The organism is Citrobacter amalonaticus Y19 (assembly GCF_000981805.1).
In the GTDB taxonomy this organism is placed as follows: domain Bacteria; phylum Pseudomonadota; class Gammaproteobacteria; order Enterobacterales; family Enterobacteriaceae; genus Citrobacter_A; species Citrobacter_A amalonaticus_C.
On the sequence record NZ_CP011132.1, the window covers coordinates 4,885,762 to 4,910,334 of the forward strand.

Annotated in this window: 22 protein-coding genes and 1 pseudogene; 16 read left to right on the plus strand and 7 right to left on the minus strand. The window is 54.8% G+C overall.

The window, feature by feature from the left end; genetic code table 11:
• Positions 1–47: 47 nt before the first annotated feature.
• Positions 48–329, minus strand: a complete 282-nt coding sequence (locus F384_RS22645) for a YjcB family protein (RefSeq protein ID WP_042999048.1) — start codon at positions 327–329, stop codon at positions 48–50.
• A gap of 595 nt (positions 330–924) precedes the next feature.
• Here F384_RS22645 and F384_RS22650 point away from each other — a divergent pair.
• Positions 925–2,511 carry an EAL domain-containing protein gene (locus F384_RS22650; RefSeq protein ID WP_046493971.1) on the plus strand — a complete coding sequence of 529 codons (1,587 nt, stop codon included), beginning with the start codon at positions 925–927 and terminating at the stop codon, positions 2,509–2,511.
• A 2-nt stretch (positions 2,512–2,513) separates the two neighbouring features.
• On the opposite strand, the gene soxS is transcribed toward F384_RS22650, so the two are convergent.
• Positions 2,514–2,837, minus strand: a complete 324-nt coding sequence (soxS, locus tag F384_RS22655; RefSeq protein ID WP_046493972.1) for a superoxide response transcriptional regulator SoxS — start codon at positions 2,835–2,837, stop codon at positions 2,514–2,516.
• 85 nt (positions 2,838–2,922) lie between these two features.
• Between soxS and soxR the strand changes: the two genes are divergently transcribed.
• The 5 genes from soxR (at position 2,923) to F384_RS22680 (ending at position 8,545) form a co-directional block, all read left to right on the plus strand.
• On the plus strand, positions 2,923–3,387 hold the full coding sequence (gene soxR / locus F384_RS22660) for a redox-sensitive transcriptional activator SoxR (RefSeq protein WP_046493973.1): 465 nt from the start codon (positions 2,923–2,925) through the stop codon (positions 3,385–3,387).
• Between the two features lie 254 nt (positions 3,388–3,641).
• On the plus strand, positions 3,642–4,310 hold the full coding sequence (locus F384_RS22665) for a glutathione S-transferase family protein (protein ID WP_046493974.1): 669 nt from the start codon (positions 3,642–3,644) through the stop codon (positions 4,308–4,310).
• Positions 4,311–4,658: 348 nt separating this feature from the next.
• Positions 4,659–6,008: a guanine/hypoxanthine transporter GhxP gene (gene ghxP / locus F384_RS22670; protein ID WP_046493975.1), complete on the plus strand. Its 1,350-nt coding sequence runs from the start codon at positions 4,659–4,661 to the stop codon at positions 6,006–6,008.
• Between the two features lie 148 nt (positions 6,009–6,156).
• Positions 6,157–7,803: a Na+/H+ antiporter gene (locus F384_RS22675; protein ID WP_046493976.1), complete on the plus strand. Its 1,647-nt coding sequence runs from the start codon at positions 6,157–6,159 to the stop codon at positions 7,801–7,803.
• 250 nt (positions 7,804–8,053) lie between these two features.
• Positions 8,054–8,545 carry an REP-associated tyrosine transposase gene (locus F384_RS22680; protein ID WP_046493977.1) on the plus strand — a complete coding sequence of 164 codons (492 nt, stop codon included), beginning with the start codon at positions 8,054–8,056 and terminating at the stop codon, positions 8,543–8,545.
• 172 nt (positions 8,546–8,717) lie between these two features.
• On the opposite strand, the gene F384_RS22685 is transcribed toward F384_RS22680, so the two are convergent.
• Positions 8,718–9,611, minus strand: coding sequence for a LysR family transcriptional regulator (locus F384_RS22685; RefSeq protein WP_046493978.1), 894 nt, complete (start codon positions 9,609–9,611; stop codon positions 8,718–8,720).
• 103 nt (positions 9,612–9,714) lie between these two features.
• Between F384_RS22685 and F384_RS22690 the strand changes: the two genes are divergently transcribed.
• Both F384_RS22690 and F384_RS22695 read left to right on the plus strand, forming a co-directional pair.
• The gene (locus F384_RS22690; protein WP_046493979.1) at positions 9,715–10,125 is read left to right on the plus strand and encodes a CidA/LrgA family protein; all 411 of its coding nucleotides are present in this window, start codon (positions 9,715–9,717) and stop codon (positions 10,123–10,125) included.
• The gene (locus tag F384_RS22695) at positions 10,118–10,807 is read left to right on the plus strand and encodes an LrgB family protein (protein WP_046493980.1); all 690 of its coding nucleotides are present in this window, start codon (positions 10,118–10,120) and stop codon (positions 10,805–10,807) included. The genes F384_RS22690 and F384_RS22695 overlap by 8 nt, the downstream gene beginning before the upstream one ends.
• A gap of 79 nt (positions 10,808–10,886) precedes the next feature.
• On the opposite strand, the gene F384_RS22700 is transcribed toward F384_RS22695, so the two are convergent.
• From F384_RS22700 to acs, 4 genes are all read right to left on the minus strand, one after another.
• Positions 10,887–11,429, minus strand: coding sequence for a YbjP/YqhG family protein (locus F384_RS22700; protein ID WP_162200253.1), 543 nt, complete (start codon positions 11,427–11,429; stop codon positions 10,887–10,889).
• Positions 11,430–11,665: 236 nt separating this feature from the next.
• Complete coding sequence (actP, locus tag F384_RS22705) at positions 11,666–13,315, minus strand: cation/acetate symporter ActP (RefSeq protein WP_046493981.1); 1,650 nt, start codon at positions 13,313–13,315, stop codon at positions 11,666–11,668.
• Complete coding sequence (locus tag F384_RS22710; RefSeq protein WP_042321140.1) at positions 13,312–13,626, minus strand: DUF485 domain-containing protein; 315 nt, start codon at positions 13,624–13,626, stop codon at positions 13,312–13,314. The genes actP and F384_RS22710 overlap by 4 nt, the downstream gene beginning before the upstream one ends.
• A 240-nt stretch (positions 13,627–13,866) precedes the next feature.
• Complete coding sequence (gene acs / locus F384_RS22715) at positions 13,867–15,825, minus strand: acetate--CoA ligase (protein WP_046493982.1); 1,959 nt, start codon at positions 15,823–15,825, stop codon at positions 13,867–13,869.
• 432 nt (positions 15,826–16,257) lie between these two features.
• Here acs and nrfA point away from each other — a divergent pair, with 432 nt between their 5' ends.
• The 8 genes and pseudogenes from nrfA (at position 16,258) to gltP (ending at position 24,494) form a co-directional block, all read left to right on the plus strand.
• Positions 16,258–17,694 (plus strand): ammonia-forming nitrite reductase cytochrome c552 subunit, encoded by a 1,437-nt coding sequence (gene nrfA / locus F384_RS22720; protein ID WP_046493983.1) that lies wholly within the window; start codon positions 16,258–16,260, stop codon positions 17,692–17,694.
• A 102-nt stretch (positions 17,695–17,796) separates the two neighbouring features.
• Positions 17,797–18,360 (plus strand): cytochrome c nitrite reductase pentaheme subunit, encoded by a 564-nt coding sequence (gene nrfB / locus F384_RS22725; protein WP_046493984.1) that lies wholly within the window; start codon positions 17,797–17,799, stop codon positions 18,358–18,360.
• Entirely contained in the window at positions 18,357–19,028 is a 672-nt protein-coding gene (gene nrfC, locus F384_RS22730; RefSeq protein WP_042999063.1) for a cytochrome c nitrite reductase Fe-S protein, read from the plus strand. The genes nrfB and nrfC overlap by 4 nt, the downstream gene beginning before the upstream one ends.
• Positions 19,025–19,981, plus strand: coding sequence for a cytochrome c nitrite reductase subunit NrfD (gene nrfD / locus F384_RS22735; RefSeq protein WP_046493985.1), 957 nt, complete (start codon positions 19,025–19,027; stop codon positions 19,979–19,981). The genes nrfC and nrfD overlap by 4 nt, the downstream gene beginning before the upstream one ends.
• Before the next feature lie 26 nt (positions 19,982–20,007).
• Positions 20,008–21,767: pseudogene (locus F384_RS22740) on the plus strand (heme lyase CcmF/NrfE family subunit); the annotation flags it as partial.
• On the plus strand, positions 21,749–22,231 hold the full coding sequence (nrfF, locus tag F384_RS30830) for a heme lyase NrfEFG subunit NrfF (RefSeq protein WP_413541473.1): 483 nt from the start codon (positions 21,749–21,751) through the stop codon (positions 22,229–22,231). The pseudogene F384_RS22740 and the gene nrfF, both read left to right, overlap by 19 nt.
• Positions 22,228–22,848, plus strand: a complete 621-nt coding sequence (gene nrfG / locus F384_RS22750; protein ID WP_046493988.1) for a heme lyase NrfEFG subunit NrfG — start codon at positions 22,228–22,230, stop codon at positions 22,846–22,848. The genes nrfF and nrfG overlap by 4 nt, the downstream gene beginning before the upstream one ends.
• A gap of 335 nt (positions 22,849–23,183) precedes the next feature.
• Positions 23,184–24,494 (plus strand): glutamate/aspartate:proton symporter GltP, encoded by a 1,311-nt coding sequence (gene gltP / locus F384_RS22755; RefSeq protein ID WP_046493989.1) that lies wholly within the window; start codon positions 23,184–23,186, stop codon positions 24,492–24,494.
• The last annotated feature ends 79 nt before the right edge of the window (positions 24,495–24,573 follow it).

Genomic DNA, 24,573 nt, shown 5'->3' on the forward strand with positions numbered 1-24,573 from the left:
TTTCTGGAAACAATAAAAAAGCCTCCGTCAGGGAGGCTCAGGTGAAATCAGGTCAATACCATCGGCCATTCCGGCGGAGTTTGACTCATCACTTCGACCATCACGGATTCAATGTTGTTCCAGATGGCGGAGAGATCCATCAGGGTGATGCCGAGTAACCCTGTCGCAAACCAGCAGGCGGCAACAACCCCGAGTCCACTGCTGATCACCGCCAGACCGATGTAATCTGAGCGACGAAAACGAATATTCAATGTGCTGGCTAAAAACATGAGCACAGCGCTCAGCAGTTGCCAGCGGAGAAGAACCACGCCAGTGGTTAGGGTAGCCATGAAACATTTCCTCTGAGAGTAGCAGGTGCCCTGGACAGCGCGGCGTTTTCACGGGAGGCGTGGAACACTCTGGCTATCGACGGGCAATCACATCAATACCAAATGAAACGTTGTTTTTGTTTCATAATATTTGTGAACTATATCACGGTTGGCCGTTCATCTTCCAGTCTGCGCGCCTCTTTTTTGCTTGTTTTTTAACCACACTATAATTGTTGTTATTGGTCGACAATGAACACGCTTTGATCGTGGTGTAACCAGACGGATGTGATTTAAAAAAGATGTATTGATTCTACCTTTTCTGTTTTGTCCTAAATAAGCATTTAGAGAAATTTAGCTTAATTTCATTTTGTGTATGAACCGACAAAACTTTCATAAAACACTACCTCTTTCGGAGAATGGATTACCCTTAATAAAATTAATCGGCACTGTAGGTTTGCTTTACGGTCGAATATTATCACCATCCTGCAATATCAGACTTTTGCTAATAAAAGTCTGTTGCTAATATTGATAGATTCATGCAACGTAACCACCTGTGTGATTTAGCATCCTGCCTTGATGATAACAGGCACATAAAATGCAGGGATATAGGGCTTAAATGAATCATCGGGCGCGACGCAAGGTGCTGAGGTTTCTCGGGATAATCATGGTGGTTTTGCTCCCCGTGATGCTGGCGCTATGGTTTTCCCACCTGCAAGCCACCTCTCAAACCAGTAAACAACTGAGCACCTTTGCCCGTCTGGCGTTAGATAAAACGGAGCTGGTTGTTTTGCAGGCGGATTTAGCGCGTGATGCCGCTGAACAGTACCAGGGACAAGCCTGTACGCCAGCGCATCAACAACGGATGTTGAATATTATCCGTGGGCGCCTGTATATCAACGAGTTAATTTATGCGCAAGGCGATCATTTTTTATGCTCGACGATAATGGCACCATCGGCACCCTATATTATGCCGACGGCAGACTATAAACGAAAACCCAACATCTCCATTTATTACTTTCGCGATACGCCTTTTTTTACCGGTTATAAAATGACGTATATGCAACGCGGAAACTATGTCGCGGTGATCAATCCACTGTCATATAGCGAAGTGATGTCCGAAGACCCCGAACTGGCCTGGGGGGTATATGACACCGTGACCAATACTTTTTTCTCCGTTAGCGAGCAGGCCTGGGTGGCCCAATTGTTGCCACTGCTCCAGCGTCATCAATCTGTCTTCCAGCAGGATGACCGTTTTTACACCGTCACCCACTCGGATAAACGACCCATTGCCGTGATTGTATCGACCTCGATGCAGCGGTTTTATCAGAACCTGTATCAGCAGTTGCTGGTCACTCTTCCGCTGGCGATCATCTGCAGCATTCTGCTGTTAATGTTCTGGTCGCGGGCGCGCCAGCAATACTACTCCCCGCGTCGTATGCTCCAGCGGGCGCTTAAGCAGCGCCAGCTCTGTCTGCACTATCAGCCGATCATTGATATTAAGAATGAGAAATGCGTGGGGGCGGAAGCGCTGCTGCGCTGGCCGGGCTGCAAGGGTCAGGTCATGAGTCCGGCCGAGTTCATCCCGCTGGCGGAAAAAGAGGGGATGATCGCGCAAATTACCGACTACGTGGTGGAAGAAGTGTTCAGCGATATGGGGACGTTCCTGGCGGCCAACCCACAGTTGTATATCTCTATTAACCTTTCCGCATCGGATTTCCACTCTTCGCGACTGATTGCCATGATTGCGGATAAAGCGCGCGAACACGCCGTGCTTGCGCAACAAATTAAAGTGGAAGTGACAGAACGAGGATTCATCGATGTGCCGAAAACCACGCCGGTGATCCAGGCATTTCGTCAGGCAGGTTATGAAGTGGCGATTGATGATTTCGGCACCGGCTACTCTAACCTGCACAACCTCTATTCACTCAACGTCGATATTCTTAAAATCGACAAATCCTTTATCGATACGCTGACCACCAACAGTACCAGCCATCTGATTGCGGAACATATCATTGAGATGGCGCAAAGCCTGCGTCTTAAAACCATCGCGGAAGGCGTGGAAACGGCGGATCAGGTGAGCTGGTTGCTTAAACGCGGGGTGCAGTACTGTCAGGGGTGGCATTTCGCGAAGGCGCTGCCACCGCAGGACTTCATTCATTGGTTGCAGCAACCGCCCGCACTCCTGATGCAGCGCGGACAGTAACACTACAGGCTGTGACGGTAGTCGCTGGGGGTGCGATCAAATTCCCGGCGAAACACGCGGGAAAACGTCTGCTGCGACACATAGCCTAAATCCATCGCAATATCGAATATTGGTCGTTCGGTGTTGCGCAGTTCGACGGCGGCTAACAGAAGTCGGCGCTGGCGGATGTAGTCACCCAGCGTCTGGCGCATCACCGTACGGAACATCCTCTGTAAATACCACTTTGAATAACCTGATTTTTTCGCGACCACATCAATATTCAGCGGTTGGTCGATATGTTCATCAATCCATTCAATAAGGGTCTGAATTATTTGCTGATGGGACATATTGCTGCCTCCTTCTCAGTGTTCGATTCGTCTTTTGTCTGCGGGCGAGTATAATTCCTCAAGTTAACTTGAGGTAAAGCGATTTATGGAAAATAAATTACCCCGCATAAAAGCGATGCTCACGCCGGGCGAAGTGGCAAAGCGCAGCGGCGTGGCGGTTTCCGCCCTGCATTTCTATGAAAGCAAAGGGCTGATCAGCAGTATCCGCAACAGCGGCAATCAGCGCAGATATCGACGTGATGTGCTGCGTTATGTCGCGATTATCAAGATTGCCCAGCGGATAGGCATCCCGCTGGCGACCATCAGCGAAGCGTTGGGCGTGCTGCCGGAAGGTCATACGCTCAGCGCCAAAGAGTGGAAGCAACTCTCTTCGCAATGGCGCGAAGAACTGGACCGCCGCATTCATACGCTGGTGGCGTTGCGTGACGAACTGGATGGCTGCATCGGCTGTGGTTGTTTATCGCGTAAAGACTGTCCGTTGCGTAACCCCGGAGATCGATTGGGTGAAGAGGGCACGGGCGCGCGCCTGCTGGAGGATGAACAAAACTAAAGCGCCGCAAGGACGCTTTAGTTTGTTTTCCGGTCTTTGTCTTTCTCTCTATCCCGCTGGTACACGGGAGGGTTTCCCCCGACGTCAACACCCCTCATTCGAGCACGTGGTGGAGGTTCCGGTTTGTGTTGATACTGTAAGTGTAAGCCGTATCATCTCGTTTGCCAGTTAATCTGGCGATTTTTTAGGCGAATTTTTTTCGTCATCTCCCATAATTTACTAGAGTGAGTAAGAGGAAATGACGGGAGAACACCATGCTGACGGTGCATCATTTAAACCAGTCCCGCTCACAGCGCATTCTCTGGGCGCTGGAGGAGTTGTCGCTGCCTTACGAGATTGTTCGTTATCAGCGAGAGAAGAACATGCTCGCCCCGCCTGCCCTGAAGAAAATCCATCCGCTGGGTAAATCTCCGGTAGTGGAAGATAACGGTGCAATCATTGCGGAATCGGGGGCCATTCTCGACTATTTGCAGGACACTTATGACCGCGAAGGGCGGTTTAAACCGGATGACCCGGAGTCAACGCGCCAGTACCGCTTCTGGCTGCACTATGCCGAGGGATCACTGATGCCGTTGCTGTTAATGAAGCTGGTCTTCGTCAGCCTGGGTAAACCGCCGATGCCCTTTGGTTTGCGCACGCTGGGCGGCGCGCTGGGGCAGGGCGTACAAAAAGCGTATCTCAACCCACAACTGGAAACCCACGCGCGCTTTATTGACGCGCATCTCGCCGGGCGGCCATGGTTTGCCGGGGAGCATCTCAGCATGGCGGATATCCAGATGAGTTTTCCCCTGTTTGCACTGCTGGCGCGCGGCGGTATTGCCGAGCTCCCCCACATCCGCGCGTGGAAAGAACGCGTAGAGATGCGTCCCGCCTGGCAACGTGCCATTCAGCAGGGTGGACCTTTTGACATTCCCGGCGGCTGATGGCGGTTTTTTTAGCCGTTTTCTGCCCTGCATCTGCGACGCGACCCGGCAAATTATGTTGCCGGATTGCGCATTGACGATAACGTTTGCGCATCAGTTGGTGATTTCTTCAGCGTTAGCGCAAGAAATGAGTAAAAAGCGGCAAAGTTCAGTTGAAAATCCCCGTATGATCGCTGGATAATCGTTTGCTTTTTTTTACTACCCGTTTTTTTATGCGCGGAGCTAAACGTTTGCTTTTTGCGACACCCCTTTTTGTCGCGATCAGAGCACAGGGAGTTGACGTTGCGCTGGCAGTGGATTGTCCACCACGCATAAGAACGAATAATAAACTCTCAGGGGATGTTTTCTATGTCTACGCCTTCAGCGCGTACCGGCGGTTCGCTCGACGCCTGGTTTAAAATTTCACAACGTGGAAGCACTGTCCGTCAGGAAGTGGTGGCAGGTTTAACAACGTTTCTGGCGATGGTGTACTCCGTTATCGTCGTGCCTGGCATGCTGGGCAAAGCGGGATTCCCGCCCGCGGCGGTGTTCGTCGCGACCTGTCTGGTGGCCGGTCTGGGTTCTATCGTCATGGGGCTGTGGGCAAACCTGCCGCTGGCGATTGGTTGCGCCATCTCTCTGACCGCCTTCACGGCGTTCAGCCTGGTACTGGGTCAGCAGATCAGCGTTCCGGTCGCACTGGGCGCGGTGTTCCTGATGGGTGTGCTGTTTACCATTATCTCCGCGACCGGGATCCGCAGCTGGATCCTGCGCAATTTGCCGCAGGGCATCGCGCACGGCACCGGCATCGGTATCGGTCTGTTTTTACTGCTGATCGCAGCGAACGGCGTGGGTCTGGTTATCAAGAACCCGCTGGACGGTCTGCCGGTAGCGCTCGGTCACTTCGCTACTTTTCCGGTTATCATGTCGCTGATTGGTCTGGCGGTGATTATCGGTCTGGAGAAACTAAAAGTGCCGGGTGGCATTCTGCTGACCATTATCGGCATTTCTATCGTCGGCCTGCTTTTCGATCCAGCCGTGAAATTCTCCGGCATTTTTGCCATGCCGTCGCTGAGCGATGAAAACGGCAAATCGTTGATTGGCAGCCTGGATATCATGGGCGCGTTGAATCCGGTTGTTCTGCCAAGCGTCCTGGCGCTGGTGATGACCGCCGTGTTTGATGCCACCGGCACCATCCGCGCCGTAGCGGGTCAGGCGAATTTGCTGGATAAAGACGGGCAGATTATCGACGGCGGTAAAGCGCTGACCACGGACTCCCTGAGCAGCGTGTTCTCCGGTTTGGTGGGCGCAGCGCCGGCAGCGGTCTATATCGAGTCAGCGGCTGGTACGGCAGCGGGCGGTAAAACCGGTCTGACCGCCATCACCGTCGGCGTGCTATTCCTGTTGATCCTGTTCCTCTCTCCGCTCTCTTATCTCGTTCCGGTGTATGCAACGGCGCCTGCGCTGATGTACGTCGGTCTGCTGATGCTGAGCAACGTGGCGAAAATCGATTTCGCTGACTTCGTGGATGCAATGGCGGGTCTGGTGACAGCCGTATTCATCGTACTGACCTGTAACATCGTGACCGGTATCATGATTGGTTTCGCCACCCTGGTGATTGGCCGCGTGGTTTCGGGTGAGTGGCGCAAGCTGAACATCGGCACCGTGGTGATTGCCGTGGCGCTGGTGGCGTTCTATGCCGGCGGCTGGGCCATCTGATTGTGAAATGTACGCCGAAAATGGGTGGCTTTTGCCGCCCATTTTTATTTTCAGCACACACTCGTTGTCTTTTGCGATACTCTGAAAAAGGTAAAATCAAGGCACGACGCCTCTCAAACACATAAGAAACATCGCAAACAGGGAACGCATGGAAATCTTCTTCACAATACTCATCATGACCCTTGTGGTCTCGCTGTCCGGGGTATTTACGCGCGTATTGCCCTTCCAGCTCCCTTTACCCCTCATGCAGATTGCGATCGGCGCGCTGTTGGCGTGGCCCACGTTTGGTCTGCACGTCGAGTTTGACCCCGAACTGTTTCTGGTTCTGTTTATCCCGCCGCTGCTGTTTGCTGATGGCTGGAAGACGCCAACGCGAGAATTTCTTGAACATGGGCGAGAGATTTTCGGTCTGGCGCTGGCGCTGGTCGTCGTCACGGTGGTCGGGATTGGTTTCCTGATTTACTGGGTGGTGCCGGGTATTCCGCTGATACCCGCCTTTGCGCTGGCCGCCGTGCTGTCGCCAACCGATGCGGTGGCCCTTTCCGGTATTGTCGGCGAAGGTCGCATACCGAAGAAAATCATGGGCATCCTGCAGGGCGAGGCGCTGATGAACGACGCCTCCGGCCTGGTGGCGTTGAAATTCGCCGTTGCCGTGGCGATGGGGACGATGATTTTTACCATCGGCGGCGCGACCGTAGAATTCTTCAAAGTCGCGATCGGCGGCATCCTGGCGGGGTTTGTGGTGAGCTGGCTGTACGGTCGCTCGCTCGGCTTCCTCAGCCGCTGGGGCGGTGACGAACCCGCCACGCAGATAGTCCTGCTGTTCCTGCTGCCGTTTGCTTCTTATTTGATTGCCGAACATATTGGCGTGTCGGGCATCCTGGCCGCCGTCGCGGCGGGGATGACCATCACCCGTGCGGGCGTGATGCGCCGTGCGCCGCTGGCGATGCGTCTGCGCGCCAACAGCACCTGGGCGATGCTCGAGTTTGTCTTTAACGGCATGGTGTTCCTGCTGTTGGGCCTGCAGTTGCCGGGCATTCTGGAGTCCTCCCTGGTGGCGGCAGAAGCCGACCCGAACGTCGAAACCTGGATGCTGTTTACCGATATCGTGCTGATTTATGTGGCGCTGATGCTGGTGCGCTTCGGCTGGCTGTGGACGATGAAAAAATTCAGCGTGCGTTTTCTGAAAAAGAAACCGATGGAGTTTGGCTCCTGGTCCACGCGCGAGTTGCTGATCGCCTCCTTTGCAGGGGTTCGCGGGGCCATCACCCTGGCGGGTGTCCTGTCTATCCCGCTGCTGCTGCCGGATGGCAACGTTTTCCCGGCGCGTTACGAACTGGTTTTCCTGGCCGCTGGCGTGATTCTGTTCTCGCTGTTTGTCGGCGTCGTGATGCTGCCGATTCTGCTGCAACATCTGGAAGTGGCCGATCATTCTCAGCAACTGAAAGAAGAGCGGATTGCCCGCGCGGCGACGGCGGAAGTGGCGATTGTCGCTATCCAGAAAATGGAAGAGCGTCTGGCGGCGGATACCGAGGAGAACATCGATAATCAGCTCCTGACCGAGGTGAGTTCCCGCGTCATCGGTAACCTGCGTCGTCGTGCTGACGGGCGAAACGATGTCGATAGCTCGCTTCAGGAAGAGAACCTGGAACGCCGATTCCGCCTCGCGGCGCTGCGTTCAGAGCGGGCGGAGTTGTATCACCTGCGCGCCACCCGTGAAATCAGCAATGAGACCCTGCAAAAATTGCTGCACGATCTCGACCTGCTGGAAGCGTTGCTGATCGAGAATCAGTAAACCCAGCGTGTTGCCTGATGGCGCTATGCTTACCGGGCCTACGGTTCGTGCATTTCGTAGGCCGGATAGGGCGTTGGTCCGATGCCTGATGGCGCAGCGCTTATCAGGCCTACGGCTCGTGTATTTTGTAGGCCGGATAAGGCGTTAGCCGTCATCCGGCAATTTAGTTTGCGAGCCGTATTCCTGAATGAGTTTGTCACTCTTGCCGACTCTCTCAACACCTCCTATTTTTGCGAAAAAAGGAGGGGAGATGTCTGATTATCGGCGTAACTACATTAACGGCGGGACATGGTTTTTTACCGTTAATTTGCGTAATCGCAGAAGTGATCTTTTAACAACACAAATTACGGTGCTCAGAGAGGCTATCTGGAGGGTTAAAAGGAGCAAACCATTTCAGATCAACGCCTGGGTCGTTCTGCCCGAGCATATGCACTGTATCTGGACTCTGCCTGACAACGAGTATGATTTTTCAGCACGTTGGCGGGCTATTAAAAAGACTTTTTCAAAGTCGCTTGCGTTGCGGCAGGCCTGGCAGCCCCGTTTCTGGGAACACACTATACGGGACCAAAATGATTACCAAAGACATGTTGATTATATTTATATCAATCCCGTTAAACATGGTTGGGTAACGCAGGTAAAAAATTGGCCGTACTCCACGTTTCACCGCGATGTGAAGCGAGGTTTATACCCGCAGGAGTGGGCAAATGACATGGCGTCGTTACAGGCGGGTGAACGAGTGTAGGTGTTATGCCTGATGCCTGATGGCGCTGCGCTTATCAGGCCTACGGTTCGTGCTTTTCGTAGGCCGGATAGGGCGTTGGTCCGATGCCTGATGACGCTGCGCTTATCAGGCCTACGGCTCGTGCTTTTCGTAGGCCGGATAAGGCGTTAGCCGTCATCCGGCGGTACGATGCTTATCGGTCAACAGAGGTTAACCAAAACCCTTCGCAACAGGACAGCCAGGCTTTGGCGCTGTGTGAGAGATACACCCCTTCGCGCCAAATCATCCCGAGTTGCCAGCGTAACTCACTTTCCAGCGGGATCCAGCGCAGCGTATTTTTATCCAGCCGTTCGCAAATGGGTTCCGGCAGAATGGCGATCCCCACTCCCGCCTGCACCATCGCCGCAAGAAAGTCCCACTGTCCGCTGCGCACCGCGATACGCGGCTTCACCTCATGCTCACTGAACAACTGCATCAGTTGGCGGCTCAGCGCGAAATCCTCGTTGTAGATCAACAGAGGATGCTCGGCCAGCGCTTCGGGCGATATGGACTGGCAGGTGGTCCACTGACCGGAGCGTGGCACCAGCACGCAAAGGGGATGGTTGAATACCGGTAACGTCGCCAGACCGCTCTCTTCTTCCACGGGTAGCGCGGTCATCGCGACATCCAGTTCCCCGTTCATCACCGCCTGCTGCACCGTCAGGCCGCCAAACTCAGAAACCTTAAGCTCCACGCCGGGGTAGCGCTGGCGAAACAAGCCGATCGGTCCGGCCATCAGCATACCAACCATCGGCGGGATGCCGAGACGTAGCAGTCCTTTATTGAGGTGGTTGATGTCGCTCAGTTCGGCTTCCAGTTGGCGAAACTCGGCCAGAATCGCCAGTCCGCGTTCGAACACGACGCGACCGGTGTCGGTGAGCAACAGTTTGCGACCATCGCGGATCAGCAGCGTACAGTTCAACTCATCTTCCAGGTTTTTCAGCATTTTACTGATGGTCGGTTGGGTGACAAAAAGCTTCTCCGCTGCGCGGGTGAAGCTCTGTTGGCGCACCACTTCAACAAAATAACGCAGCGTTCTGATATCCATGAGTATTCCTTCCGACTATGCCTGTAATGATTTTAATTCATTTCAGTCATCGGCGGGGTCTCTCTATACTGGCGTTCCGTATTATTTTTCAGGATGTTCCCTCATGGCTGTGGCGATAAGCCGCGTTACGCCTGCCGTTATGCAACGACTCCAGGTTCCGGTTCAGGTACTGCTGTATGCAGGTTTATTTATCGTTGCGCAATATCTTGTCTCCTGGCTGCATCTGCCGCTACCGGCCAATCTGGTGGGGATGGTGCTGATGCTGGCGCTGATTGTCTGTCGCATCCTGCCGTTGAGCTGGGTTCGCGCCGGGGCGCGCTGGCTGCTGGCGGAGATGCTGCTGTTCTTTGTTCCGGCGGTGGTGGCGGTAGTGAACTATGCCCATCTGCTGCTGGTGGACGGTTGGCGGATTTTTTCGGTCATTGCGATCAGCACGTTGATGGTGCTCGGTGCAACGGCGTGGGTGGTGGATAAGGTCTATCGCTATGAGATAAGCAGGATAAACCGTGACTAATCTCCAGCTCAGCGTGCTTTGTCTGGCGATCACGTTGATTATCTATTTCGCCAATAAACGCCTGTACCGTCGTTTTCGTAAGCTGCCGTTGATGCCGCTGGTACTCACGCCCGCGCTGCTGGTGTTGATGCTGGTATTGGGTCATATCTCATGGCAAAGCTACATCGGCGAATCCCACTGGCTGCTGTGGCTGCTTGGTCCGGCAACGATCGCCTTTGCTGTGCCGGTTTACGACAATTTTGCCATTATCAAACGTCACTGGATGTCGCTTACCGCAGGCGTGGTGACGGCAACGGTGGTTGCGGTCACCAGTTCCGTCTGGCTGGCACGTTTATTCACCCTGCCGGATGAAATTCAACGCAGTCTGGCGGTGCGTTCGGTGACCACGCCATTTGCCCTGGCGGCGGCCGAACCGCTGGGCGGGCAGCCAGATTTAGTAGCGCTGTTCGTGGTGGTGACCGGCGTCTTTGGCATGGCGGTCGGCGATGCGCTGTTTTTACGTCTGTCAATTCGTGAAGGGATGGCGAAAGGCGCGGGATTTGGCGCAGCGTCGCACGGGGCCGGGACGGCGCGCTCGTATGAGCTTGGTCAGCAGGAGGGCGTGGTTGCCAGTCTGGTGATGATGCTTTCCGGGGTGGTGATGGTACTGGTTGCCCCGCTGGTGGCGAGGCTGATGTTCTGAGACATCGGGTAGCGAAGCGCTACCCGATGTAGAGTAAGTACCTACTTTTGCCTCTCGTACAATTCATGACCATGAATCGCTAGTGTTGGGACAATGTGGCGGCATGCGCTCTGGCCGCGCTAATCGCATTATCGTCAAAGATGTTTTGCTCAAACCCGTTGGAAACATCTACCACCCGGTAGATTTTCCAGTTGCCGTCTTCCTGACGTAAATAGTCGCGAAGTTTGAGTTTTTTCCCATCCTGAATACCCAGCCAGACATCCAGCACTTTACCTCCCGCATCATCCCTGGCCGTTCCGACGTCGAGAGCGGGTATCCATTCGGCAGCATAATCCTGGCAGTAGGTGAAATAGTCCGCGTCTACGATCTCTTGTTCCTCGATATCCTGAATGGTTTTAAGTCGGGTCAGTGTCTCTTTTGCGACGTATTGCTGCATTTTGGCGGAATTCAACGGATTTTCGTGATTATCAGCGACAAAATCTGTCAGGTAAAAATGATAGAAATCTCTGACGGTTGCTTCAGGTGTCTGTGCATGAGTGATGCAACTCATCAGCAGGAGTGATACCAGTAATAGTGCGCGCATTTTGGCGTGATCGACCGCTGTATTGATATTCCATTCCATCGTGATTTCCGTTTTTAGTATGGTGAAAACCACAAATAATCCACTGATTAAAAATGATTTTATTGCAAAAGATGCCATAGATGAAAAGTATGCAAATTGTTAGCGCGTCGGGAATATGGATGACGTTAAGAAGGGTGATTAACGTGTTGATAGTAAAAGAGGGCTTCTTTCAGCGTCGCTTAACGCAGGGTCAGCCATTGAAATATCCCCTCCAGATATGAAGGGGATAAGGTTGATTAATGGGCGCGGCCTTGTTCGACCCCGAAGCCCGTCTGGGAACGGATAAACTGAGCACGGAACTGCTCGCGTTCGCGATTCCCTTCTGCCGAGTTATCGGTCGCAGAGAAGAACCAGATCCCAAGGAATGCCACGGAAATGGAGAACAGCGCCGGGTATTCATACGGGAAGATAGCTTTTTCGTGGCCGAGGATTTGTACCCAAATGGTGGGGCCAAGCACCATCAGCACCACGGCAGTCAGCAGGCCTAACCAGCCGCCCAGCATTGCGCCACGCGTAGTCAGTTTCGACCAGTACATGGAAAGCAGGATGATCGGGAAGTTACAGCTGGCGGCGATGGCAAACGCCAGACCGACCATGAAGGCGATGTTCTGATTCTCGAACAGCACGCCGAGAATAATGGCGATGACGCCCAGCACCAGTACGGTGATTTTCGACACCCGCAACTCTTCACGCTCGGTCGCCCCTTTGCGGAACACGTTCGCGTACAGATCGTGAGAAACCGCGGATGCGCCCGCCAGCGTCAGGCCAGCGACGACTGCCAGAATGGTGGCGAAGGCTACCGCTGAGATAAAGCCGAGGAACAGGTTGCCGCCCACCGCATTCGCCAGGTGTACCGCCGCCATGTTGTTCCCGCCAATCAGCGCGCCCGCCGCATCTTTATACGCCGGATTCGCACCGACCAGCATAATGGCGCCAAAGCCGATGATGAAGGTCAGGATGTAGAAGTAACCCATAAAGCCGGTGGCATAGAACACGCTCTTACGCGCTTCGCGGGCATCACTGACCGTAAAGAAACGCATCAGAATGTGCGGTAAGCCCGCCGTACCAAACATCAGACCGAGGCCCAGCGAGAGCGCGGAGATCGGGTCTTTCACCAGCCCGCCCGGACTCATAATCGCAGAGCCTTTCGGGTGGACCGCCATCGCTTCGGTGAACAGGTTATTGAAGCTAAAGCCGACGTGTTTCATGACCATAAAGGCCATAAAGCTGGCGCCGAACAGCAACAGCACGGCTTTGATGATCTGCACCCACGTGGTCGCCAGCATGCCGCCAAACAGCACGTACATCATCATCAGTACGCCGACCAGCACCACCGCGATGTGGTAGTTCAGGCCGAACAGCAGCTCAATCAGTTTGCCCGCGCCGACCATCTGCGCAATCAGATAAAGGGCAACCACCACCAGCGAGCCACAGGCCGACAGAATACGGATTGGGCCTTGCTTGAGGCGATAGGAGGCCACATCGGCAAAGGTGTAGCGACCGAGGTTACGCAGACGTTCAGCGATCAGGAACAGAATGATCGGCCAGCCCACGAGGAAGCCCAGCGAGTAGATCAATCCGTCATAGCCAGACGTAAACACCAGCGCGGAGATCCCAAGGAACGACGCTGCCGACATGTAATCGCCGGCAATCGCCAGTCCGTTCTGGAAGCCGGTGATATTCCCGCCCGCCGTATAATAGTCGCTGCGTGAACGTACGCGTTTAGAGGCCCAGTACGTAATACCCAGCGTAAACACGACGAAAATCAGGAACATAATAATCGCCTGCCAGTTAGTTGGCTGGCGTTGTACCGCACCGCTAATGGCATCCGCCGCGTTGGCCGCGAAGGGTAGTGTGGCGGCAAGCGCCGTCAGGACTCTCTTCATGATGCGTTAACCTCGCGCAGTACTGCATTGTTCAGACGGTCGAATTCGCCGTTCGCCCGCCAGATATAGATACCGGTCAGAACGAAGGAGATCAGAATCACTCCCACACCAATCGGAATACCCCGGGTGACGCTGGTTCCCTCGTGAAGCGGGGTTCCCAGCCAGCCAGGCGCAAAGGCAATCAGTAGAATAAAGCTGATATAGACCACCAGCATGATGATCGACAGTATCGTGGCAAACCGTTGCCTTTTTTCAACTAACTCCCTGAAACGCGCATTGTCTTCTATCCGCTGATAAATGGTGTCATTCATCACAGAGTCTCCAGAGGTTCCCCTCGTCTTTCGCGCAGCAGGCATGACCTGACTGCTGTCGCAGTCCTGCAACGCGAAATCCTTTGGGGAGGTTTTATCATTTCCCTCTCTCATGTAGAGAAAGGGTAGGGGGTATTGTTTATTTTGCCGGATGGCGGCTAAAGCTTTATCCGGCCTACAAAGGTTGCTGAACCTGTAGGCCCGATAAGCTTTGCGCCATCGGGCATTTCACCGTGGTGGTTATGATGGCATCGCGATAGCCTGCTTTTCTTCGAGCAATTTCTCTACCACGCCAGGATCGGCGAGGGTCGAGGTATCGCCCAGATTGCTGGTATCGCCCGCCGCAATCTTGCGCAAAATACGGCGCATGATTTTGCCGGAGCGGGTTTTCGGCAGTGAGTCGGTCCAGTGCAGCACGTCTGGCGTCGCCAGCGGGCCAATCTCTTTACGTACCCAGTTGCGCACTTCGGCGTACAGCTCAGGGGACGGCTCTTCGCCGTGATTCAGCGTCACATAGGCATAAATCGCCTGCCCCTTGATGTTGTGCGGGATGCCGACTACCGCCGCTTCGGCGATCTTCGGATGTGCGACCAGCGCGGATTCAATCTCCGCCGTGCCCAGACGGTGACCGGAGACGTTCAGCACGTCGTCGACGCGGCCGGTGATCCAGTAGTAACCGTCTTCGTCACGACGCGCGCCGTCGCCGCTGAAGTACATGTTTTTAAAGGTTGAGAAGTAGGTTTGCTCAAAGCGTTCGTGATCGCCAAACAGCGTACGCGCCTGCCCCGGCCAGGAGTCGGTGATCACTAGGTTGCCTTCGGCGGCCCCTTCTTGCGGATGGCCTTCGTTATCCACCAGCGCCGGTTGCACGCCGAAGAACGGACGCGTGGCAGAACCGGCTTTCAGTTCGGTCGCGCCGGGCAGCGGGGTGATCATGAAGCCACCGGTTTCGGTCTGCCACCAGGTATCCACCACCGGGCATTTTTCGTTACCGATCTTCTTCCAGTACCACTCCCACGCTTCCGGGTTGATGGGCTCGCCAACCGATCCCAGAATGCGCAGCGATGAGCGGTCAGTGCCCTCGATCGCCTTATCGCCTTCCGCCATCAGGGCGCGGATCGCCGTCGGCGCGGTATAGAGAATGTTGACCTTATGCTTATCCACCACCTGACTCATACGCGCCGGGGTTGGCCAGTTTGGCACTCCTTCAAACATCAGCGTGGTAGCGCCGCAGGCTAGCGGGCCATACAAGAGGTAACTGTGTCCGGTGACCCAACCCACGTCGGCGGTACACCAGTAGATATCGCCCGGATGGTAGTCAAACACATACTTAAAGGTCGTTGCGGCATACACCAGATAGCCGCCGGTAGTGTGCAGCACGCCCTTCGGTTTACCGGTGGAGCCAGAGGTATAGAGGATGAACAGCGGATCTTCGGCGTTCATCTCGGCGGGTTGATGCTCAGCACTGGCTTTTTCAATCAGATCGCTCCACCACAGGTCGCGACCTTCCTGCCACTCAATGTTGCCGCCGGTGCGCTTGAGGACAACCACATGTTCGATGGTTTTCACGTTCGGGTTTTTCAGCGCATCGTCGACGTTTTTCTTCAACGGAATGCTGCGACCGGCACGTACGCCTTCGTCGGCGGTGATCACCAGCTTCGAACTGGAATCAATGATGCGCCCGGCAACAGCTTCCGGTGAGAAGCCACCGAAGATTACGGAATGTACGGCACCAATGCGGGCGCAGGCCAGCATCGCGACTGCGGCTTCTGGCACCATCGGCATGTAGATAGCAACCACATCGCCTTTTTTAATGCCCAGATCCTGCAACGTATTGGCGAAACGGCAGACATCGCGATGCAGTTCGCGATAGCTAATCTGTTTGCTCTGCGAGGCGTCATCGCCTTCCCAGATGATGGCGGTGCGCTCGCCATTTTCCTGCAGGTGACGATCGAGACAGTTTGCCGCCAGGTTCAGCGTACCGTCTTCGTACCATTTAATGGACACATTGCCCGGCGCGAAAGAGGTGTTCTTCACTTTCTGGTACGGCTTGATCCAGTCGAGAATTTTTCCCTGCTCGCCCCAGAAGGTATCTGGTTCGTTAATAGATTGTTGGTACTTCGCTTCGTACTGCTCCGGATTTATCAGGCAACGATCCGCAATGTTTGCGGGAATAGCGTGTTTGTGAATCTGGCTCATGGCTTTTGTTCTCCTTGTAGGATGTTAATAATATGTCTCACAAACGTTAAATGTAGGGGCTTTGGCAGTTTTGTTTAGCTTTTGCGCGACAGATCACGCAATACAGGAATAGTGCAAATTAGCGGCAATACGTTTTTTGAAGGAAACCAACAAAAGTTGCTAAAATCTTTCTGTTACAGAGGGTTATGTTAATTTTTCAAGAAAGGCGATCGAGGTCATAAAAGGAGAAAGGCGTAGAGAAAAAACGGCTTGACTAACTCTAAAGTGGTATTTTACATACACTTACAATTGATTAAAGACAACATTTTGTGTGTGGTTTTTTGTTACATCTAGATTAGGGCAATGTCATGGCGGTGTGTGTGGTTATCGTCATGGATAGAATAAAAAAAGAACCGTCATTGAACACAATGGCGCAATCTGGATGAGACCTCTATGGCAAGGATTACACTACGCGCACGCCGTTTCTTCAGCCTGATCGTACCGCTGTTTTTCATTTCTGCGGTTTATGCTGAGCAAACGCCCGAACCCGCAAAGACCGTTACCGTTGAAGCGAAGAATGAAGTCTTCGCCCCTCAGCATCCCGATCAATACCTCTCATGGAAAGCGACCTCTGAACAATCAAAGCGTGAAGACGCCTTAGCAGAAGATCCCCGTCTGGTGATTTTGTGGGCGGGATATCCGTTCTCCCGTGATTACAACAAACCGCGTGGGCACGCCTATGCGGTGACCGACGTGCGTGAAACGTTACGTACCGGTGCGCCAAAGACCGCTGAAGACGGCCCATTACCGATGGCCTGCTGGAGCTGCAAAAGCCCGGACGTGGCGCGTCTGATCCAGAAAGACGGTGAAGACGGCTACTTCCACGGCATGTGGGCGCGCGGCGGCCCGGAAGTCGTTAACAACCTGGGCTGCGGCGATTGCCACAACACGGCGTCACCCGACTTCGCAAAAGGCAAACCTGAGCTGACGTTGTCTCGTCCGTACGCCGAACGCGCGATGGAGACCATCGGCAAACCGTTCGATAAAGCCGGTCGTTTCGACCAGCAGTCGATGGTTTGCGCACAGTGCCATGTGGAATACCACTTTGACGGTAAAAACAAAGCCGTTAAGTTCCCGTGGGATGACGGCATGAAGGTCGAGGACATGGAGAAATACTATGACGCCATTACCTTCGCAGACTGGACCAATCCACTGTCAAAAACGCCGATGCTGAAAGCGCAGCATCCGGAATATGAAACCTGGAGCGTCGGCATTCACGGTAAAAACAATGTGACCTGTATCGACTGTCACATGCCGAAAGTGCAGAACGCCGAAGGCAAACTCTATACCGATCATAAGATTGGCAATCCGTTCGACAACTTCCCGCAAACCTGTGCGAACTGCCATACCCAGGACAAAGCTGCCCTGCAAAATATCGTTGCTGAGCGTAAGAAGGCGATTAATGGGCTGAAAATCAAGGTCGAAGATCAACTGGTCCGTGCTCACTTCGAAGCGAAAGCGGCCTGGGATGCGGGTGCAACGGAAGCGGAAATGAAGCCGATTCTGAGCGATATCCGTCACGCGCAGTGGCGCTGGGATCTGGCCATTGCCTCTCACGGTATCCATATGCACGCTCCGGAAGAAGGTCTGCGGATGTTAGGTATCGCGATGGACAAAGCCGCCGATGCCAGGACGAAACTGGCGCGTCTGCTGGCAACCAAAGGCATTACCCATGAAATCGCCATACCGGATATCTCCACCAAAGAGAAAGCCCAGGCGGCCATTGGTCTGAACATGCAGCAGATTAACGCCGATAAACAGGACTTTATCAAAACGGTGATCCCGCAGTGGGAAGAACAGGCACGTAAAAACGGTTTGTTAAGCCAATAACCTCAATTTGCCGGATGACAGCGCAAGCGCTTTATCCGGCCTACAGAAGTCTTGTAGGCCTGATAAGCGTAGCGCCATCAGGCATTATGCAACGGAGTGAATATGAGCGTATTCCGTTCGTTATTAACTGCTGGGGTGCTGGCGTCAGGTCTGTTATGGAGCCTGAGTGGGATAACCGCCACGCCAACGCCGCAGGAGTCTGAACGCTGGACGGTCACCCAACAGCGTAGCCCGGATGCCGCGTGTCTGGACTGTCACAAGCCGGATACCGAGGGGATGCATGGTAAACATGCGTCCGTGACCAATCCGAACAATAAACTGCCGGTCACCTGTACCAACTGTCATGGCAAGCCATCGCCTCAGCACCGTGAAGGGGCGAAGGATGTGATGCGCTTTAACGAGCCGATGTACAACGTGGAACAGCAGAACAGCGTTTGTCTGTCCTGCCACTTGCCTGAGCAGTTGCAAAAAGCGTTCTGGCCGCACGATGTCCACGTGACCAAAGTGGCCTGCGCCAGTTGTCACTCACTGCATCCGAAGCAAGACACGATGCAGACGTTAAGCGATAAAGGACGGGTTAAGATTTGCGTCGATTGCCACAGCGATCAGCGTAACAATCCGAACTTCAATCCGGCGTCTGTTCCTTTGCTTAAGGAGCATCCATGAGTTGCTCTCGTCGCCAGTTCATCACCGGCGTCGGCGCGCTGGTGGCCGTCAGCGGTACAGCAGGACGCGTGGTGGCGAAAACGTTGAATATCAACGGCGTGCGATACGGCATGGTGCATGATGAATCATTATGCATCGGCTGTACCGCCTGTATGGATGCCTGTCGGGAAGTCAACAACGTGCCGGAAGGGGTGTCGCGACTCACCATCATTCGCAGCGAACCGCTGGGCACGTTTCCGGATGTGAAGTACCGCTTCTTCCGCCATTCGTGCCAGCACTGCGATCATGCGCCGTGTGTTGACGTCTGCCCGACCGGGGCATCGTATCGCGATGCCGCGAATGGCATCGTGGACGTGAACCCGGATCTCTGCGTCGGCTGCCAGTACTGCATCGCGGCGTGTCCGTACCGTGTGCGCTTTATCCATCCGGTCACGAAAACGGCGGATAAATGCGATTTCTGCCGCAAAACTAACCTGAAAGCGGGCAAACTGCCGGCCTGCGTCGAGTCCTGCCCGACGAAGGCGCTGACGTTTGGCAATCTGGACGATCCTGACAGCGATATTTCCCGACTGCTGCGGCAGAAAACGACGTATCGCTACAAGCTGGCGCTGGGTACCAAACCGAAGGTCTACCGCGTTCCCTTTAAATATGGGGAGGTGAGCCAATGACAAACGCATCTGCTTTCCATTTTGAATCGCTGGTGTGGGACTGGCCCATCGCCATCTATCTGTTTCTGATCGGTATCTCTGCCGGACTGGTGACGCTGTCTATCCTGCTGCGCCGTTACCATCCGGAGGCGGGCGGAGCGGACAGTACGCTGCTGCGCACCACGCTGGTGGTGGGGCCGGGGGCGATTATTCTCGGTCTGCTGATTCTGATCTTCCACCTGACGCGCCCCTGGACCTTCTGGAAGCTGATGTTCCACTACAGCTTTACGTCGGTGATGTCGATGGGGGTTCTGCTGTTCCAGTTGTATATGGTCGTGCTGATTGTGTGGCTGGCTATCATCTTTCAAAAAGAGGTCATTGCCCTGCAACAGCGTTGGTTCCCTCGTCTGGGACTGGTGCAAAAGGGGCTGACGCTGTTGACGCCGTTCAACCGTGGACTCGAAACGCTGATGCTGGTGCTGGCCGTGCTGCTGGGCGCCTACACCGGTTTCCTGCTTTCGGTGCTGAAATCCTATCCGTTCCTGAATAACCCGATCCTGCCGGTGCTGTTCCTGTTCTCCGGGATCTCTTCCGGGGCGGCGGTGGCGCTGATTGCGATGGCGTTACGCCAGCGTGGTAACCCGCACAGTGCCGAGGCGCACTTTATTCACCGCGTGGAGACCCCGGTGGTGTGGCTGGAGATCTTCCTGTTGGCGGCCTTCTTCGTGGGGCTGGCTCTGGGGGATGACGGCAAAATGCGCGCGCTGTCGGCGGCGCTGGGCGGAGGCTTCTGGACCTGGTGGTTCTGGATCGGCGTTGCGGGGCTGGGACTGCTCGTTCCGATGCTACTGAAACCCTGGGCCAGTCGTGGTTCAACGTTTCACGGTGTGCTGGCGGTATGTGGCGCCAGCCTGACGGGCGTACTGTTGCTGCGCTTTTTCATTCTTTATGCTGGACAGCTCACGGTTGCATAGGCCTGGCTGTGAGGGAAAGGTGATTTCTGGACGTACTCCTTCCTGAAGCCGGTTTTCTGGCGCTGCTGGTCAGTCTCGGGGTCAATGTGTTGACCCCGCTTGCCGTACTGGCAGGTGTTCGCCTGCGCTGGCAGGGGGTAATGCGTCTGGCGAGCGCAGGCGTCTGGGCGCAATTTGCGTGCCTGCTGCTCGCCTTCTCGATTCTGGTATTCTGCTTTCTGACCAGCGATTTCTCGGTTCTCTATGTGGCGCAACACAGCCACAGCCTGTTGTCGTGGGGGCTCAAACTGGCGGCGGTATGGGGTGGTCATGAAGGATCGCTGCTGCTGTGGGTGCTATTCCTGTCCGGCTGGAGCGCGCTGTTTGCCTGGTGTTATCGTCGCGAATCGGATCCCCTGTTCCCGCTGACGCTCGGCGTGCTCTGTGCGATCACCGCCTTTCTGCTGCTGTTTATCGTGTTCTGGTCCGATCCGTTTGTCCGCATTTTTCCGCCAGCGATAGAAGGGCGCGATCTCAACCCGATGCTGCAACATCTGGGGTTAATCCTTCACCCGCCGTTGCTGTACCTCGGTTACGGCGGTCTGATGGTCGCCGCCGGTGTGGCGCTGGCGTCGCTGCTGCGTGGGGATTTCACGAAGATGACGGCCTGGGTGTGCTGGCGCTGGGCGCTGCCTGGCTGGTGTGCGCTGACGCTTGGCATCATTCTCGGCTCCTGGTGGGCGTATTGCGAACTGGGGTGGGGCGGCTGGTGGTTCTGGGACCCGGTGGAAAACGCCTCTTTATTACCCTGGCTTTCCGCCAGTGCGCTGTTGCACAGCCTGTCTGTGTCGCGCGAACGCGGCCATTTCCGCCACTGGTCGCTGCTGCTGGCGATCATCACGCTGATCCTCTCTTTGCTGGGAACGCTGATAGTTCGCTCCGGCATACTCGTTTCTGTACACGCCTTTGCGCTGGATAACGTGCGCGCCGTGCCGTTGTTTGCCCTTTTTGCCATTCTGAGTCTGGCCTCGCTCGGCTTGTACGGCTGGCGGGCACGGGCTAACCAACAGACAGTCCGTTTAGGCGTCTGGTCACGCGAGATGCTGATTCTGGCGGCGCTGCTGCTCTTTTGCGCGGTGCTGCTGATCGTGCTGATTGGTACGCTTTACCCGATGATTTATGGCTTGCTGGGGTGGGGACGACTCTCTGTGGGCGCACCGTATTTTAACCGTGCTACCTTGCCGTTTGGCCTGTTGATGCTGGTCGTGATCGCTATCACGATGGTCAGAAGCCGGAAGGGGTCCGTACGCCGCCAGCTTCCGGCGCTGCTGGCGCACGCTGGCGTGCTGGTTTTTGCCGCGGGGATTCTCTTTTCCAGCGGTAGCCGCCAGGAGATAAGCCTTAACCTGAGTCCGGGTCAGCAGGTTGAACTGGCGGGTTACACCTTCCGCTTTGAACGGCTGGATCTGGCCGCGAAAGGGAACTACACCACCGAAAAGGCGCTTATTACGCTGTGGCAGGGCGACAAACGAACAGGCAGTCTGACACCTGAGCGGCGCTTTTATTCCGCCCGCCGCCAGCAGATGATGGAGCCTGGCATCCGCTGGGATTTGCTTCACGACTGGTATGCGGTGATGGGCGAAAAAACCGGCGAGGATCGTTATGCCATGCGTCTGTACGTGCAGAGCGGTGTGCGCTGGATCTGGGGCGGCGGGCTGTTGATGATTGCCGGGGCGCTGCTCAGCGGCTGGCGGGGGAGAAAGCGCGATGCGTAGTCTTATCTGTAATGTGCCGGATGGCGGCGCTCACGCCTTATCCGGCCTACGATTTACGCGCTGCGCAGGTCTGATAAGCACAGCGTCATCAGGTACTCTCATGGCGTTTATCCTACTGTTGGTTATCTCCTTTTCCGCTCATGCTCAGGTGGTTGATACCTGGGCTTTTGATAACCCGCAGCAGCAGGAAAAGGCGCTGTCGATCGCCAGCCAGCTACGCTGCCCGCAGTGTCAGAACCAAAACTTGCTGGAATCCAATGCGCCGGTTGCCGTCAGCATGCGTCATCAGGTCTATACGATGGTGGCAGAAGGGAAAAATGAAGCCGAAATCACCGCCTGGATGACTGAGCGCTATGGTGATTTTGTCCGCTATAACCCGCCGCTCACCGGACAAACATTGCTGCTGTGGGCGCTGCCGTGCCTGCTGTTGCTGCTGGTGGGCGGGGTGCTCTGGCGGGTCAGCACGCGTCAGCGTAAAGAGGAGGACGAACCATGAGTTTGCCCGAACGTTCAGACGCGCCTTTTCGTCCGCTGCCGCTGAAGTGGCTGGCGCTGGCCGTTGGGCTGATGATCATCGTTTGTCTCAGTGGCTACCTGCTGTCGCCAAAATGGCAGGCCGTGCGTGACGAACAACGACGGCTGGCCGATCCGCTGCATGAATTTGCTGAAACATCGACACCGGAAGTCCAGTTGTTAGCCCTGCAAAAACAGATTCGTGCCAACCCGCAGGACAGCGAAAAGTGGGCGCTGCTCGGCGAGTATTATTTGTGGCGTAATGACTACGATAATGCGTTGCTGGCTTATCGTCAGGCGCTGCGTAGCCGTGGGGAGAATGCGGAGATCTATTCGGCGCTGGCGACCGTGCTCTACTACCAGGCCGGGCAACACATGACGGCGGCAGCCCGTGAGATGATTGACAAGGCGCTGGCGCTCGATGCTTCGGAAGTCACCGCGCTCATGCTGCTGGCGTCGGATGCATTCATGCAGGCGGATTACAAACAGGCGATTTCGCAGTGGCAAAAAGTCCTGGATTTGAATTCGCCGCGGGTAAATCGCGCACAGCTGATAGACTCGATTAATATGGCGAAGTTGTTACAGAATCGGCAGAAATAGTTTTGTGATTTACGTCATTTATCTGTTTAAAAAACAGGCAAATGAACCTCGCAGCTAAAATAATTGATAACGGTTATAATTCAAAAATGCAGATTTAAAAACCTTTCCATAACAAATAGTTATGCAATGCAAACCCGATAAATTCGCGTTATTATGCATTATCCCAGTGAAAAGCCCTGTTCTTAAAGGGTTGCGTAAGATGCCCTGCAAATGGTACTGATTATGCGCGTTAAAAAACTCTACAAACCAACGCAACACAATTCATACCCTTTCAGTATGTAACCATTCCTGTTTTTTTGTACCGGAGTGGCGCTCCATTGAGGAAGTCCGTCGTTATGAAAAGTTTTAAATTCAGCCTGGCCTGGCAGATCCTGATTGCCATGGTGCTGGGCATCTTACTCGGCAGTTATCTGCATTATCACAGCGACAGCCGCGAATGGCTGATTGCAAACCTGCTCTCTCCGGCAGGGGATATCTTTATCCATCTGATTAAAATGATCGTTGTGCCGATTGTGATCTCTACGCTGATTGTCGGGATTGCCGGTGTCGGTGATGCGAAACAACTGGGACGTATCGGCGCAAAAACCATTCTCTATTTCGAAGTGATCACGACTGTCGCCATTATCCTCGGGATTACGCTGGCGAATGTATTTCAGCCGGGATCCGGCATTGATATGTCGCAACTGGCGACCGTGGACATTTCGAAATACCAGAGCACAACGGCAGAGGTGCAGAGCCACGCGCATGGCCTGATGGGCACGATTCTGTCGCTGGTTCCGACGAACATTGTTGCCTCGATGGCGAAAGGCGACATGCTGCCGATTATCTTTTTCTCGGTGCTGTTTGGTCTGGGGCTCTCCTCACTGCCAGCAACGCATCGTGAGCCGCTGGTAACGGTGTTCCGTTCGATTTCCGAAACCATGTTTAAAGTAACACACATGGTGATGCGCTATGCGCCGGTCGGGGTATTCGCGCTGATCGCCGTGACCGTGGCGAACTTCGGTTTTGCCTCACTGTGGCCGCTGGCGAAGCTGGTGCTGTTGGTGCATTTCGCGATCCTGTTCTTCGCGCTGGTGGTGCTGGGTATCGTCGCGCGCATTTGCGGGCTGAGCATCTGGATCCTGATCCGCATTCTGAAAGATGAGTTGATTCTGGCGTACTCTACCGCCAGTTCCGAAAGCGTTCTGCCGCGGATTATCGAGAAGATGGAAGCCTATGGCGCGCCAGCCTCGATCACCAGTTTCGTGGTGCCGACCGGTTACTCGTTTAACCTCGACGGCTCGACCCTGTACCAGAGTATTGCCGCGATCTTCATTGCGCAGTTGTACGGTATCGACCTGTCGCTGTGGCAGGAAATCGTGCTGGTGCTGACGCTGATGGTGACATCGAAAGGGATTGCCGGCGTACCGGGCGTCTCCTTCGTGGTACTGCTGGCAACGCTTGGCAGCGTGGGGATCCCGCTGGAAGGCCTGGCCTTTATCGCGGGTGTGGACCGTATTCTCGACATGGCGCGTACGGCGCTGAACGTGGTGGGGAATGCGCTGGCGGTGCTGGTTATCGCCAAGTGGGAACACAAGTTTGACCGCAAAAAAGCGCTGGCGTATGAGCGCGAAGTGCTGGGCAAATTCGATAAGACCGCCCAGTAACGGTTAGCGGATTGCCGGATGGCGCTTCGCTTATCCGGCCTACAAAGGATGTGTAGGCCTGATAAGACGCGTGAGCGTC

What these genes read in the sequence shown, in the direction of transcription:
- nrfG (WP_046493988.1), top strand. Translation starts at nt 22,228, where the DNA reads ATGAGTTTGCCCGAACGTTCAGACGCGCCTTTTCGTCCGCTGCCGCTG.
- soxR (WP_046493973.1), top strand. Translation starts at nt 2,923, where the DNA reads ATGGAAAATAAATTACCCCGCATAAAAGCGATGCTCACGCCGGGCGAA.
- gltP (WP_046493989.1), top strand. Translation starts at nt 23,184, where the DNA reads ATGAAAAGTTTTAAATTCAGCCTGGCCTGGCAGATCCTGATTGCCATG.
- F384_RS22645 (WP_042999048.1), bottom strand. Translation starts at nt 329, where the DNA reads ATGGCTACCCTAACCACTGGCGTGGTTCTTCTCCGCTGGCAACTGCTG.
- F384_RS22710 (WP_042321140.1), bottom strand. Translation starts at nt 13,626, where the DNA reads ATGAATGACACCATTTATCAGCGGATAGAAGACAATGCGCGTTTCAGG.
- nrfC (WP_042999063.1), top strand. Translation starts at nt 18,357, where the DNA reads ATGAGTTGCTCTCGTCGCCAGTTCATCACCGGCGTCGGCGCGCTGGTG.
- F384_RS22675 (WP_046493976.1), top strand. Translation starts at nt 6,157, where the DNA reads ATGGAAATCTTCTTCACAATACTCATCATGACCCTTGTGGTCTCGCTG.
- nrfB (WP_046493984.1), top strand. Translation starts at nt 17,797, where the DNA reads ATGAGCGTATTCCGTTCGTTATTAACTGCTGGGGTGCTGGCGTCAGGT.
- F384_RS22685 (WP_046493978.1), bottom strand. Translation starts at nt 9,611, where the DNA reads ATGGATATCAGAACGCTGCGTTATTTTGTTGAAGTGGTGCGCCAACAG.
- F384_RS22665 (WP_046493974.1), top strand. Translation starts at nt 3,642, where the DNA reads ATGCTGACGGTGCATCATTTAAACCAGTCCCGCTCACAGCGCATTCTC.
- ghxP (WP_046493975.1), top strand. Translation starts at nt 4,659, where the DNA reads ATGTCTACGCCTTCAGCGCGTACCGGCGGTTCGCTCGACGCCTGGTTT.
- F384_RS22700 (WP_162200253.1), bottom strand. Translation starts at nt 11,429, where the DNA reads ATGGAATGGAATATCAATACAGCGGTCGATCACGCCAAAATGCGCGCA.
- nrfD (WP_046493985.1), top strand. Translation starts at nt 19,025, where the DNA reads ATGACAAACGCATCTGCTTTCCATTTTGAATCGCTGGTGTGGGACTGG.
- soxS (WP_046493972.1), bottom strand. Translation starts at nt 2,837, where the DNA reads ATGTCCCATCAGCAAATAATTCAGACCCTTATTGAATGGATTGATGAA.
- nrfA (WP_046493983.1), top strand. Translation starts at nt 16,258, where the DNA reads ATGGCAAGGATTACACTACGCGCACGCCGTTTCTTCAGCCTGATCGTA.
- acs (WP_046493982.1), bottom strand. Translation starts at nt 15,825, where the DNA reads ATGAGCCAGATTCACAAACACGCTATTCCCGCAAACATTGCGGATCGT.
- actP (WP_046493981.1), bottom strand. Translation starts at nt 13,315, where the DNA reads ATGAAGAGAGTCCTGACGGCGCTTGCCGCCACACTACCCTTCGCGGCC.
- F384_RS22650 (WP_046493971.1), top strand. Translation starts at nt 925, where the DNA reads ATGAATCATCGGGCGCGACGCAAGGTGCTGAGGTTTCTCGGGATAATC.
- F384_RS22690 (WP_046493979.1), top strand. Translation starts at nt 9,715, where the DNA reads ATGGCTGTGGCGATAAGCCGCGTTACGCCTGCCGTTATGCAACGACTC.
- F384_RS22680 (WP_046493977.1), top strand. Translation starts at nt 8,054, where the DNA reads ATGTCTGATTATCGGCGTAACTACATTAACGGCGGGACATGGTTTTTT.